Here is a 13,224-nt window from a genome sequence, read left to right on the forward strand (position 1 = left end):
CGTGGCATTATCCGCGCTGGTGAAAGGATGTGTTGGTGATGCCGGGTCTTGAACAGGCGCCCACCGAGTTGGTCAACCGGGTCAGTGAGCGGGAAGCGCTCATCGGGTTTCTCAAGGCTGTCCGCGAGGGCACGGGACGCGCCCTCGTCCTGAGCGGGGACGCGGGCCTCGGCAAGACCGCACTGCTCGACGACATGACCGCCAGGGCGCACGGGTTCAGGGTGCTGCGGGTGTCGGGCATGCAGTCGGAGATGGAGCTGGCCTTCGCCGGGCTGCACCAGCTGTGCAGCCCCATGCTGGAGCGGGTGGAGGTGCTGCCCAAGCCGCAGCAGCTGGCCTTGCGGACCGCGTTCGGGCTGGCGGAGGGTCCGCCTCCGGCGCGGTTCATGGTGGGGATGGCCGTCCTCAGCCTGCTGTCGGAGACGTCCAGGGAACGGCCGCTGCTCTGCGTGGCGGACGACCTGCACTGGCTGGACCGGGCGTCGGCGCAGGCGCTCGGCTTCGTCGCGCGCAGGCTCGGGGCCGACCCGGTCGGCATGGTGTTCGGGGCGCGAACCCCGACCGACGAGGTGGCAGGCGTTCCCGAGCTGCGCCTGCGCGGGCTGGCCGATCAGCACGCGCACGAGCTGCTGGCCACCGCGCTGACCGGGCCGCTCGACATGCGGGTGCGGGACCAGATCGTGGCCGAGACCCGGGGCAATCCGCTGGCGCTGCTGGAGCTGCCGCGGACGATGTCGCGGGAGGAGCTGGCCGTCGGGTTCGGATTTCCCGGTACGGCTCCGCTGTCGGGGCAGATCGAGCAGAGTTTCGCCCGGCAGCTGGACGCGCTGCCCGACGACACCAGGCTGCTGATCTGCCTGGCCTCGGCCGAGCCCTCGGGCGACGCGAAGCTGATCTGGCGGGCCGCGGGCCGCCTGGGGCTCTCGCACGTGGTGGCCCGGCCCGCGTCGGACTCGGGGCTCGCCGACTTCGGGCATCGGATCAGCTTCCGGCATCCGCTGCTCCGCAGGGCCGCCTACCGGTCGGCGACGGCCGGACAGCGCCGTGCCGTGCACCGAGCGCTGGCCGAGTCGACCGACCCGATCGCCGACCCGGATCGCCGGGCCTGGCATCGGGCGCAGTCGACGGACGGGCCGGACGAAGCCGCCGCGGCCGAGCTTGAGCGCTCCGCGAGCAGGGCTCAGGCTCGTGGCGGTCCCAACGCGGCGGCGGCGTTCCTGGAGCAGGCCGCCGCCCTGACCGTCGACCCGGCGCGCCGCGGCGACCGTCTGCTCGCCGCCGCTCACGCCAACCTGCAGGCCGGCTCCTACGATCGCGTACACGAACTGCTCGCGATCGTGCGGGCGGAACCGCTGACGGAGCTGCAGAGTGCCCGCGCGGACCTGCTGCACGGAAACGTCGCCTTCACCTCCGGGCTGGGCAAGGACGCTCCGCCGCTGCTGCTGAAGGCGGCCGGGCGACTCGAACCGCTCGACCTCGACCTGGCGCGCGAGACCTACCTGAAGGCGTGGATGGCCGCGATGTTCGCCGGTGACCTCGCGGTCGGCGGCAGCCTGGCGGACGTGTCCCGGGCCGCCCGCCGCCTGCCGGTGTCGGCACACCCGGATGCGGCCGAACTCGTCCTCGACGCGCTGGCACAGGTGATCGTCGAGAGCCCGGCCGTGGCGGCGCCGGTGCTGCGCAGAGCGGTCAGCGCGATCGTCGACGCCTCCCTCACCCCGGACGAGGTGCTGCGCTGGGGCTGGTTCGCGCACGCCGCCGCCATCGGCGGCTGGGATTTCACCAACTGGCGCCTCCTGCTCGATCGCGAGCTCGAGGTGCTGCGGACGATGGGCGCGTTCGACCTGTTGCCGATCGTGCTGGTCACGCTGGGCACCGTGACCGCCTGGTCAGGCGAGTTCGCGGCGTCCACGGCCATGTTCGCCGAGGCGGAGACGATCTGCGAGGCGACCGGGGCGCCCGCGGCCGCCTTCGGCCCGACGATGCTCGCCTGCCTGCGCGGCGACGAGGAGAAGGCCGTCCCTCTCCTGCGCGCGATGATCGCCGAGACGCAGGTGACCGGCCAGGGCGTGAGCGTGACGTACGCGAACTGGGTGGCGGCGGTCCTCTACAACGGGCTCGGCCGCTATCACAAGGCCCTGGCCGCCGCCGTCGAGTCGAGCGAGAGCTCCGCCGACCTGTTCACCGCTCTGTGGGCGCTGCCCGAGCTGATCGAAGCCGCCACCCGTACCGGGGACGTCGAGGCCGCCGAGGCGGCCCTCGCCCGGCTGGCCGAGTCGACCACGGCCGGCGGCACAGATGTGGGCCTGGGCCTGGAAGCCCGTTCGCGTGCGCTGCTCAGCGACGGGGGCGTCGCCGAGCGGCACTATCTGGAGGCCATCGAGCGGCTCGGCCGGACCCCGCTGCGGCCCGAGCTGGGCCGGGCACATCTGCTCTACGGCGAGTGGCTCCGCCGGGACAACCGCCGGGTGGACGCCCGGGGTCACTTGAAGACCGCTCACGAGCTGTTCACCGAGCTGGGGATGCGGGCGTTCGCCGAGCGTGCCCGCCGCGAGCTGCTCGCGACGGGCGAACGGGTGCGGCACAGCGCGGTGGACAGCGAGAGCACCCTCACGGCCCAGGAGACGTTGATCGTGCGCCTGGCGTCCAACGGCCTCACGAATCCGGAGATCGGCGCCCAGCTGTTCCTCAGCGCCCGCACCGTCGAGTGGCATCTGCGGAAGGTCTACGGGAAGCTCGGCATCACCTCCCGCCGCCAGCTCGCCACCGCCCTGAACCAGAACGGCGAGCTGCCGGACCGCTAGATCCGCGACTCTCCCCTGCCCGTTCGCATCCGGGCCGGCCCGGGGAGATGAGTGAAGCGGCGGAAGCCGTTGAAGGCGGCCATGTGGTGGGCGTACCAGGCGGGCCAGTCGGAACCGACGTCCGGGCCGGAGTCGGCGGCGTGGGCTTCGGCGGCGTGGCGGAGCGCGTCGGCCAGGTCGTGGACGGAATCGAAGATCACCTTCATGGGGGCTCCAACTAGGCGTGGATGGAGAGGGCCGGGGTGCGGCCCTGGTGGTCGAGTGGCCGGTCGGGTTCTCAGGGCCCGCCGCGCACGGGTACGGCGGTGTCCCGGTGGGTTTCGAGGAGGCGGAGCCAGACCTCACTGAGCGCCGGGCAGGCCGGGACGGCGTGCCGGAGGCGGTTCAGCGGGATCTCACCGATGATGGCGAACGTCGCCGACTGGAGAAGCCCGGCGACGCCACGCCCGGCGAAGGTCGCGCCCAGGAGGGTGCCGCAGGCAGGGTCGAGGAGGATGCGGGCATGGCACCGACGACCGGGGCCGTGCCGCTGGGCGCCGGCGACGAGGTCGTGGTCGTGGGCGTGGGCGTGGTCGTGGGCGTGGTCGTGGGCGTGGTCGTGGTCGACGATGTCGACCTCCCGGCCCAGCCGCGCGGCCTCGGCGGCGGTGAGGCCGACGGAGGCGACCACGGGGTCGGCGAAGAGCACCTGGGGGACGGCGACGTGATCGGCCGTCCCGGTGTGGCGGCTCCACGGGCTGCGGTCGAGGGGATGGTCACGGGCGCGGTCGGCGATGACCGTACCGGCGATCCTCGCCTGGTAGGTGCCCTGGTGGGTGAGGAGGGCGCGCTGGTTGACGTCGCCGACGGCATACAGCCAATCCCCGGTCACGCCGGGCACGGTGTAGGTGTCGTCGCTCGGCAGCCAGCCACCGGGGCGCAAGCCGACGGTCTCCAGGCCGAGGTCGTCGGTGCGGGGAGCGCGGCCGGTCGCCAGCAGGAGTTCGTCGGCATGGAGCACCTCTCCGCCGGACAGGACGAGCCGGACATCCGTGGCGCGGGTCGCGGCGGCGAGGGTGGTGCCGAACCGCAGCTCGACGCCCGAGGCGCGGAGCGCGTCGGTGACCAGGTCGGCGGCGAAACGTTCCATCCGGGGAAGCAGCCCGGGCTCCTTGACGACGAGGGTGACCTGCGAGCCGAGGGCCTGCCAGGCGGTGGCCAGCTCGACGGCGACGCCGCCCCCGCCGACGATGGCCAGCCGGGGCGGGACCCGGGTGGCGCCGGCGGCTTCGCGGCTGGTCCAGGGCCGCAGGCCGGCGAGGCCCGGCAGCGCGGGGAGGGCGGCGCGGGTTCCGGTGCACACGGCCACGGCGTGCCGGGCCGCCAGCCGCAGTCTCGCGCCGTCCGCACTGGTCACCTCAACGATCCGTGGCCCGGACAGCCGGCCGTGCCCGCGGATCAGGGTGACGCCCGCCCGCTCCAGCCCTTGCCGGCGACCCGACCTTCTGCCGCGATGCCGCAGGAGGGCTGCGACGTCCGGCGGGCCCGGGTCGATGCCGGGCCTGCCGCGTGCCTCGGCGTGCGGCAGGACCGGCCGCGGCAGCGCTTCGCCGGATTCGCACGGCCGGGAGGAGCCTTCTCCGCCGGCCGGTTCGGCTGCCACGATGACGGTGCTCAGCCCGGCGGCGGCCGTCCGGGCGGCGACGTTCTCGCCGGCCGGTCCGGCGCCGATGACGACGACGTCGCAGATACGCACAGGATCTCCAGAGTGTGGTGCTCCGCCCTCCCCCCGGGGGACAGCGGATGGGTGGCGGCCCGCCTGCATCGGCTGAGTGAGAGGTCGGACGCTCCCACTTTCGGCTGTGACCCGATCGCGCACATCCGTCATCTGACGGTGAGCCGGAGGACGACCGCCCGTGCCTCCCGGCGAGCAGACCAGGGACACTCCCTGGGGCTCCGCGGCCCCCTGCCGGGCCAGGCTGATCCCTGGGCAGGTCAAGAGGAAAACGGGGAGTCAGCGATGGTGATCATCGGCAGGGATCGGGAGCGGGCGGAGATCTCCGACATGGTGACGTCCACCACCGGCCGGGTGCTCGTCGTGCGGGGCGAGGCGGGAGTGGGCAAGAGCGCTCTGCTGGAGGAGGCGGCGGAGCTGGCCGTCCGGGACGGCCAGCTCGTGAGCCGGATCACGGGGGTCGAGGTCGAATCCGAGCTGCCCTATTCCGGGCTGCACCAGTTCCTCTACCAACTGCTCCCGCTCCACGACGACAGCCGCACCGTGCTCGACGCCGTCACCAGGCCGCGAGCCGACGCTCCCCCCACGGTGATGACGCTCGGCATCGCGATGCTCGACCTGCTGTCGGACATCGCCGCCCGGCGTCCTGTGCTGGTGATCCTCGATGACGGCCAGTGGCTCGACGACTCCAGCGCCGACGTCTTCGGCTTCGTCGGCCGCCGGATCGGGGGCGTCCCTGTGAAGCTGCTGGTCGCCGTCCGGGACGAGGTCGGCTCCCGGTTCGACACTGCGGTGCTGCCCGAGATCTCGATCGGCCCGCTCGCCGACGAGGACGCGGTCCGCCTGCTCGACCAGCACCACCCCGCCCTGGCCGAGCGGGTCCGCGAATGGGTGCTGGACCAGGCTCTCGGCAACCCCCTCGCGCTGCTGGAACTACCGTCCCAGGCCGGCCCCGCGGGACTGCCGCGCAAGCTGCACCACCTGTACGGCTCCCGCATCGCCGCGCTCAGTGCCCCGGCCCGCATGGAGCTGCTGATGGGCGCGCTCGACGGCGTCGGCACCCGGCCGGGCGACGGCGGGCCGACGCGGCGCCACCGGATGCGCAACGTCGACGAGGCCGTGGCGTCCGGCCTGCTGGACACCGAACCGATCACCGGGGACATCACCTTCCGCCATCCGCTGGTCCGGTCGAGTGTCGTGCAGCTGGCGAGTCCCGAGCAGCGCCGGGCGGCGCATCGCGCGCTCGCGGAAGTCCACCGCGACGACCTCGAACGGCGTGCGAGGCATCTGGCCGCGGCCTGTGTCGAACCCGACGAGGAGGCCGCCCAGGTGCTGGAGGCCGCGGCCGACTCGGCGATCCGCCGCGGCGGCGCCACCACCGCCGTCGGCTGGCTGACCCGCGCGGCCGAGCTGAGCGAGGACGCCGCCGAACAGGCCCGGCGGCGCAGCTACGCGACGTTCCTGTCCGGATACGCGGCCCGGCCCGGCAGCGAGCTGCCCCCGGCCCATCTCACCTCCGCTCCGGACGCCACCGTCAACGCCATCCACCAGGCGTTCTTCGAGGACGGTGACGTGCGCGCCGCCCACCGGCAGGCGATGGCGGCGATCGAGCGCCTGCGAGGCGGGTCCGCCGAGACCCTCGCCCGCCTGCAGGTTCTCCTGCTCGCCGTCAACCAGTACGCCGCCGACCCCGCCATGTGGAACGAGACCCATGGGATGCTCGCGTCCCTCGGCGCTCTCGTCACCGAGCAGACCCAGATCTACAGCAACACCTGGAGCGACGTGATCCTGCACGGGCGGGGCTGGGCGGGGCCCTTGGAGCAGGCCGCGGCGAACCTGCCGGACCTGGAGCCCTGGGACGTCACCCGCCTGGCCACCGCGGCCTACCACCTCGACGTCCTCAGCCAGTACCGGCCTCATCTGGAACGCGTGGTGGATCGCGAGCTGGCGACCGGCACCGTGTTCAGCGGCATGCTCATGCTGACGATGATCTTGCTGGACCAGCTGGGGTCCGGCGACTGGGACGCCGCTGAGCGGACCGGCGAACGGGCTCTGGCTCTGGAGATCGAGCACGGCCGTCAGCTGCTCGCCTACCAGACACGTGCCCATCTGGCGCAGCTCGCGGCGCTGCGTGGCCAGATCGACCGGGCCCTCGAACTGCGGGCCGAGGTCGACGCCTGGGCCAGGCCGCGCGGCGTCGGCTTCGTCACCGGCCTCACCGACTCCATCGCCATGACGGCCGCGTTGAGCTCGGGCGACTACGAGGCCGCCTACCGCCACGCGGTCGGCATCACGACCCCGGGTACGTTCCGGCCCTACTGCGGCCCGGCCTCACGGACCCTCCTCGACCTCGTCGAGGCGGCCCTGCACACCGGCCGCACCGCGCAGGCCCGCCGCCACGCCCTCGCCGCCCGCGACGCGGGCTTCGCCGGCCTCTCCCCGCGCCTGGCCCTGACGTGCTACGGGGCGCTCGCGATGACCGCGGACTCCGACCGGGAGGCCGCCGAGATGTTCGAACGGGCCATCTCGCATCCGGCGGCCGCGCGGTTCCCGTTCGAATCGGCCCGGATCGAGCTGGCCCATGGCATCCGCCTGCGCCACACGCGCGAACGCCCCGCCGCCCAGTCGCTCCTCGCCCACGCCGCCGGGACCTTCGAACGGCTCGGTGCCGCCGCATGGGCAGAGCGGGCCGGCGCCGAACTGCGGATCATCGGAGCAGCACCGCCGGCCGCCGACCCGTACACGTCGCTGACCTGGCAGGAACAGCGCATCGCCGACCTCGCCGCCAGCGGCCTGACCAACAAGGAGATCGGCGCGCGGCTCCGCCTGTCACCGCGTACCGTCAGCTCCCATCTGTACCGGGTCTTCCCGAAGCTGGGGGTCACCACGCGCGCGGCCCTCCGGGACGCGATGAACCGCCACGACCGGGTCACGGCGTCGAAGGACTGACGCGCCGGGGCCGGGCACCACCAGCCTTCGCCACGGATCAGTACCTCGAAGAAGTCAATTGACGCAAGAGCGACGTGGCGTCCCGGACGTACCGTCGTCAGCACCCGAGCCCCGGCCCGATCCGGCCGGTGCGACGGCGGCACAGTCGGAGTCTTCAAGAAAGAGGTATGGCTCGTGAGCGGATCACTGAGCTTCGGAGCGGCGGGAACCGCCAGGAGCGACCGGACGCACACGCTGTTCGCGCAGACGACGGGATACCTGGCGGCCACGGCCGGGCTGTTCGCGCTCGGCGCCTACGCGGGCCGCGGCCTGCCGGGCGGCCTCGGCGTCATCGCCCTCGTCGCCGCGATCGGTAGCCTGATCGGCATGCAGGTCACCGTACGGAGATCGACGCCGTGGACGGTGACGCTGCTGGCCGCGTTCGGCGTGCTGGTCGGGCTGGCGACAGCGCCCGCGCTGGCCGCGTACGCCGGCGCGGACCCGCGGGCGCTGTGGCAGGCCGGCGGGGCGACCGCGCTGTTCGTCGCCGGGTTCGGCGCCGTCGGCTACGCCACCCGGCGCGATCTGGCGATCGTCGCGAGGATCGGTTTCTGGGCGTTGCTGGCCCTCATCGTCTTCGGCCTCGTGCTCGTCTTCGTCGACATCCCGGACGGTGACCTGATCTACTCCGTCCTCGGACTGGTGATCTTCGCGGGCCTCACGATGGTCGACTTCCAGCGGCTGCGCCGATCGACGGACCTCGACTCCGCGCCGCTGCTGGCGGCGTCGATCTTCCTCGACGTGCTGAACGTGTTCCTGTTCTTCACCCAGATCTTCTCCCGCAATGACTAGCGGGCAGAGCACGGGCGTGCCCACCGCGACCGCGGGCCTGCCGCGCACGGGCGGTCTGGCGGCGCGCTCATGAACTGGATCCTGCTCCAAGCCATGTTCATGGCGAACGTCACCCCGCCGGTGGAGCTGACCGGCTGGGTCCTCGACGACACGAGGCCGGCCCACGCCGACCACTGGCTCATCGAGATCGCCTACGAGGTGATCGCCGCGGAGACGACCTGCGGGGCCTGCGGCGCGCCACTCGGCGCGGCGGTCGTGCGGTCGGGCCACTGGCCGGTCAAGGTCCTCGCCCACTGCACCGGCCCGGGACGGCACCGTCACCGCGCCCGCGTCCGGCGGTCGGGGAAGGGACTCCTGCTGCGGCCCCTGACTGCGAGGTGAGCAGGTGATCGTTGTGTGCCGCTCCGGGGACGCAGCGCACACTACGACGTCCTCACTACGTCGGCGACCGGCAGCATCACGGGCCCTTTCACAACATTGCCGAACGCCCTCACCACCACCCGTGACGATGCGGTCAGCAACCCGTCCACGTCTGGGTTCCTCGTCAGCGCAGTCGATGATCAGACCGGACAAGTGCGCGCCTGTCGTCGTGAGAAGGCTCGCCAGCACGAGAATCGCGATTGAGTGGCGCACAGGGGATGATGGTGGACATGGGCGAACCGCGTGACTCCGCCGAACGCTTCACCGTCACGATCGGCCTGCACGAAGACTTCATCGTCGCCCGCGTGGTGGGTGAGCTCGACTACGCCTCTGCCGGATTCCTGCATCAGCAGGTCGGGGACGCTTGGGCGACCACGCAACCGGCCGGGCTGGTGGTGGACCTGAGCGGGTTGACGTTCTGCGACTCGATGGGCGTCGGCGTCCTGGTCCTCCTGCTGCGCCAAAGCCGCGAGCAGCACAGCAACCTCGTGCTGTCGAATCTCCCGCCTCTGCTGGAACGCATCCTGACCATCACCGGCCTGCGCACCGCCTTCCAGGTCGAAGCCTCGGTCGAAAAGGCCATCCAGGTCATCCAACCCCCGCCGGGGTCGCCGGCCGGGCAGCCGCCCGGGGCGCCCGGGCCCGCCGGCCCCTCGACCCCCGCACGATCGCCCCGCAGTCGAGCGTGAGGCAGCCGATGGTGGGAAGATTGGCAGGATTCATGCAGGCGAGAGGGGCAGATATGGGCGAGCATGCCGTGCTGCGTTGCCTGATAACTGCGGATCTGGCGCTGCTGAGAGATCAGGTGCGCGCCTTCGCGGCAGCGGCCGGGTTCTCCGGGGTCCGGCTGGATGACGTGGTCCTCGTGGTGGGGAAGCGACGGCGAACGTGCTCGAGCACGGCGGCGGCGCCGGCACTCTCCTGGCGCGCCACGACGCCGGCGGCCTGCGGATCGAGGTGGTCGATCCGACCGGCACGCTGAGTGCCGAGCAGTTCCAGCACCACATCACGAGCCCACCGCCGATCAGCGGGCGAGGAGGGTGGGGCCTGTGGGCGATCGCCCGGTTATGCGACGAGGTCAGCCTCGACCACCCCGGCGGAGGAAGCCGTCTGCGGCTGCGCCTGGGCCGACGTGACCGGCTCGTCCCCTCATCCGGGCTTGAGCGGCGGGCCGGCCCGTCCCCTCTGCCAGATGAACGCACCGCAGACCATCGGGCGTCCTCAGCCGTGAGCCGGCCAGGTGCCGGCCTGCGCGAGGCTGGCATACGGCGGGAACAGATCGACGAGCTGCGTGAGGGTCAGCAGCCGGGCGAGGGTTCCGTGCACGCCGATCAGCCGGATGGCGCCGCCCAGCTCTTCGGCCCGGCGTTGCCCGCTGATCAGGACCCAGAGGCCGTGCGAATCGCAGAATCTCAGCTCGCGGGCGTCGATCACGATTCGCGGGGTGGGTTCGTCCAGGAGCCGGTCGAAGACGCGCAGCAGACAGGGCTGGGTCTGATGGTCCAGCACCCCGTCAAGGGCGACGAGGGAGAAGCCGGACCGCTGCTCGATACTGATCGTTAAGAGGTTCATGACGGAAAGCTTCGGGGTCAGGCCGGACACCACACCACCACGCTGAGACGTGGCGGTGCGTACGCCCGGCACGGCAGATCACCTTCCCGTCTCCCCTACCCGGATCTGTCACGCTCACCGCTGGACGGACGCGCCGCCCAACCACCGCGCGAATCACGGCCGTGACCGCGAACACGAGGAGCTGGCCGCCGCGAGCCGTGGTCGCATGCGGCCGGCGATGTGGGGCCTGCCGCAGCACTGGCCGAGCGTGCCGCCGGAGCGATCCTCACGACGAGAGACGTTGGTGGTGGAGAACCACTGCTCAGAAGAGGTCTCGGCGCGTCCCCTTCTTCCGGTCCCTCGCGGACGACACCCACGAAGATCCAGTGCCGCTCCAGGGATTCGAACCCTGAACCTCCGCCTCCTGAAGACGGCGCCTCTGCCAGTTGGGCCAGAGCGGCTCGGGCCCCGGGCTTGGCTGGCGTGGGCCGGCCCGGGGCGGTGGGCGGGGTCCGGCCGGGGGGCGCCATTCCCGCCGGCCAGGCCGTGGCCCGCGGCCCTTTTCTTTCAGGGCCGTCGTCCGAGTGGCAGGATTCGAACCTGCGGTGCTCCTGCTCCCAAGGCAGGCGGGCTGACCAAGCTGCCCCACACTCGGTTTTCACAGACAAAAGAGGAAACCGCCTCGGACAAGGCCCGAGACGGCTTTCCGGTAACCCGTGCGTGGGTCAGCCGGAAAGCCTTCGCCGCAGCTCAGGCAGGGTGACGGCGGAGGGTCGTGGCAGAGCTGGGATGAGCACTTCGCCGCCTTTCGAAGGTGTTCGCCGGACGATGTCCACGGTAAACCGGTGATCGGGTCGCGGGCCACTGGATTATTCGGCGGCGCCGATTCGGCTTTCCGGGGTCTCGACGCGGAAGCGGGGCAGCGAGTCCGGGTAGTTGTCGCGTACGTAATTGACCAGGAATTCGCGGACGTCGCACTTGAGGTCCCAGGACGACGGCGAGTCGGCGGCGCTCATCAGGGCGCGCAGCTCGACCAGGCCGTTCGGCAGCACGTCGGTGACCTGGAGGGTCCAGTCCTTCTGGTCCCACAGCGGGTTGCCCTGGAGGAACTCGTAGAGCGCGTCGCGCAGTTTCGGGACGGGGACGGACCAGTCCACGCGCAGCAGGCACACGGCCAGGACGCGGCTGCCGTGGCGGGTCCAGTTCTCGAACGGGTTCTGGGTGAAGTAGGAGACCGGGAGCACGAGCCGGCGCTCGTCCCACAGGCGCAGCACCACGTACGTGAGCGTGAGCTCCTCGATGCGCCCCCACTCGTCCTCCACGACGACCACGTCGTCCAGGCGCAGCGCGTCGCTGAAGGCGAGCTGCAGGCCGGCGAGCATGTTGCCGATCGTGGGCTGGGCGGCGATGCCGACGATGGCGCCGGCGATGCCGGCCGAGGCGAGCAGACCGGCGCCGAGCGCGCGGACCTGCGGGAAGGAGAAGAGCATGGCGCCGACCGCGATCACGATGATGATCGCCGCGGCGACGCGGCGGACCAGCGCGATCTGCGTCATGATCCGCCGCGCCCGCCGGTTGCGCTCCCCCTCGACCAGCACCAGCCGGTCGAGGATGACGTCCGTCAGCGCGTACGCCGCCTGCACGATCAGCCAGGTGACCGCGGCGATGCTGGCCAGGCCGAGCACCCGTTCGACGGTGCCGGCCGTGGCCTTCTCACTCGCGGAGTCGCCGAACATGCCCGGCCCGAACACGAGGTTGAACGCCAGTACGGCGGCCACCGAGAAGGCCGGCCACGTGCAGTGCTCCACCAGATGCCGGGCCAGGGCCCATTTCCGGCCCACCTTGGTGAGGATTCGCCTGCTCACCTCCACCAGGAGGATGGCTCCCACCACCGCGATGACGAGGATCGGCCAGTCAGCCGGAGACTGCACGCTCTTGCCCCCCAAGTGTCTTAGAACGTCTCGTCAAAGGTCACATTTCCCTCAACTGCCACTTGATACGCGGAGACACGCCGTTCGAAGAAATTGGCCAGCTCCTGCACGTCCTGCAACTCCATGAACGCGAACGGGTTCGCGGAGCCGTAACGCCGCGGCATCCCCAGCCTGACCAGGCGTTGGTCGGCGACGTACTCGAGGTACTGGCGCATCTGGGCGACACTCATGCCCCTCATCCCGTCGCCGCAAAGATCTTCGGCGAAGGCCAGCTCGGCGGCCACCGCCTCCTCCAGCATCAGCGTCACCTGCTTGGCCAGCTCGTCGTCGAACAGCGACGGCTCCTCGGCCCGTACGGTGTCCACCACGCTGAAAGCGAACTCCATGTGCATGGACTCGTCGCGGAACACCCAGTTCGTCCCCGTGGCCAGCCCGCCGAGCAGGCCCCGGGAGCGGAACCAGTAGACGTAGGCGAAGGCGCCGTAGAAGAACAGGCCCTCGATGCAGGCGGCGAAGCAGATCAGGTTCAGCAGGAACCGGCGGCGCTCGGCGGCGCTCTCCAGCCGCTTCAGGCTCTCGATGGAGTCGATCCACTTGAAGCAGAACTCGGCCTTGTCGCGGATCGACGGGATGTGCTCGATCGCGGCGAACGCCTTGACCCGCTCGTCCGGGTCGGGCAGGTACGTGTCGAGCAGCGTCAGGTAGAACTGCACGTGCACGGCCTCCTCGAAGAGCTGCCTGCTCAGGTACAGGCGCGCTTCGGGGGCGTTGACGTGCTGGTAGAGGTTGAGCACGAGGTTGTTGGCGACGATGGAGTCACCGGTGGCGAAGAAGGCGACCAGCCGGTTGATCAGGTGCCGCTCCTGCGGCGTCATCTTCGCCAGGTCGGCGAGGTCGTTGTGCAGGTCCACCTCCTCGACGGTCCACGTGTTGCGGATGGCGGCGCGGTAGCGCTCGTAGAAGTCCGGGTAGCGCATGGGCCGGAGGGTGAGGTCCATTCCGGGGTCGAGCAGCATGAGAAGAG

10 protein-coding genes, 2 tRNA genes and 1 pseudogene are annotated in these 13,224 nt (G+C 71.4%); 6 read left to right on the forward strand and 7 right to left on the reverse strand.

The window, feature by feature from the left end; translation table 11 throughout:
* Positions 1-38: 38 nt before the first annotated feature.
* The gene (locus LCN96_RS38960; protein ID WP_225267438.1) at positions 39-2,804 is read left to right on the forward strand and encodes an ATP-binding protein; all 2,766 of its coding nucleotides are present in this window, start codon (positions 39-41) and stop codon (positions 2,802-2,804) included.
* On the opposite strand, the gene LCN96_RS38965 is transcribed toward LCN96_RS38960, so the two are convergent.
* Together LCN96_RS38965 and LCN96_RS38970 are read right to left on the reverse strand one after the other, a co-directional pair.
* The gene (locus tag LCN96_RS38965) at positions 2,801-3,010 is read right to left on the reverse strand and encodes a hypothetical protein (RefSeq protein WP_225267439.1); all 210 of its coding nucleotides are present in this window, start codon (positions 3,008-3,010) and stop codon (positions 2,801-2,803) included. The genes LCN96_RS38960 and LCN96_RS38965 overlap by 4 nt on opposite strands.
* A 71-nt stretch (positions 3,011-3,081) precedes the next feature.
* A complete protein-coding gene (locus LCN96_RS38970; RefSeq protein WP_225267440.1) occupies positions 3,082-4,539 on the reverse strand; it encodes an FAD-dependent oxidoreductase in 1,458 nt (485 codons plus the stop codon).
* A gap of 264 nt (positions 4,540-4,803) precedes the next feature.
* Here LCN96_RS38970 and LCN96_RS56885 point away from each other — a divergent pair, with 264 nt between their 5' ends.
* The 5 genes and pseudogenes from LCN96_RS56885 to LCN96_RS57520 form a co-directional block, all read left to right on the forward strand.
* Positions 4,804-7,467, forward strand: coding sequence for an ATP-binding protein (locus LCN96_RS56885; RefSeq protein ID WP_263657372.1), 2,664 nt, complete (start codon positions 4,804-4,806; stop codon positions 7,465-7,467).
* Between the two features lie 174 nt (positions 7,468-7,641).
* Entirely contained in the window at positions 7,642-8,298 is a 657-nt protein-coding gene (locus tag LCN96_RS38985; RefSeq protein WP_225267441.1) for a Bax inhibitor-1/YccA family protein, read from the forward strand.
* Positions 8,299-8,367: 69 nt separating this feature from the next.
* Positions 8,368-8,679, forward strand: coding sequence for a hypothetical protein (locus LCN96_RS38990; protein WP_225267442.1), 312 nt, complete (start codon positions 8,368-8,370; stop codon positions 8,677-8,679).
* Positions 8,680-8,948: 269 nt separating this feature from the next.
* A complete protein-coding gene (locus LCN96_RS38995; protein WP_225267443.1) occupies positions 8,949-9,407 on the forward strand; it encodes an STAS domain-containing protein in 459 nt (152 codons plus the stop codon).
* A gap of 199 nt (positions 9,408-9,606) precedes the next feature.
* A pseudogene (locus LCN96_RS57520) lies at positions 9,607-9,780 on the forward strand (hypothetical protein); the annotation flags it as partial.
* A gap of 159 nt (positions 9,781-9,939) precedes the next feature.
* On the opposite strand, the gene LCN96_RS39005 reads toward LCN96_RS57520, so the two are convergent.
* The 5 genes from LCN96_RS39005 to LCN96_RS39025 form a co-directional block, all read right to left on the reverse strand.
* Entirely contained in the window at positions 9,940-10,362 is a 423-nt protein-coding gene (locus LCN96_RS39005) for an STAS domain-containing protein (protein WP_225267445.1), read from the reverse strand.
* Positions 10,363-10,656: 294 nt separating this feature from the next.
* A tRNA-Leu gene (locus LCN96_RS39010) sits at positions 10,657-10,730 on the reverse strand.
* A gap of 118 nt (positions 10,731-10,848) precedes the next feature.
* Positions 10,849-10,924: transfer RNA gene (locus LCN96_RS39015), tRNA-Pro, on the reverse strand.
* A gap of 214 nt (positions 10,925-11,138) precedes the next feature.
* Positions 11,139-12,200, reverse strand: a complete 1,062-nt coding sequence (locus LCN96_RS39020) for a mechanosensitive ion channel family protein (RefSeq protein ID WP_225267446.1) — start codon at positions 12,198-12,200, stop codon at positions 11,139-11,141.
* 20 nt (positions 12,201-12,220) lie between these two features.
* Entirely contained in the window at positions 12,221-13,216 is a 996-nt protein-coding gene (locus tag LCN96_RS39025; RefSeq protein ID WP_225267447.1) for a ribonucleotide-diphosphate reductase subunit beta, read from the reverse strand.
* Positions 13,217-13,224 lie beyond the last annotated feature (8 nt).

Source organism: Nonomuraea gerenzanensis, from assembly GCF_020215645.1.
Lineage (GTDB): Bacteria > Actinomycetota > Actinomycetes > Streptosporangiales > Streptosporangiaceae > Nonomuraea > Nonomuraea gerenzanensis.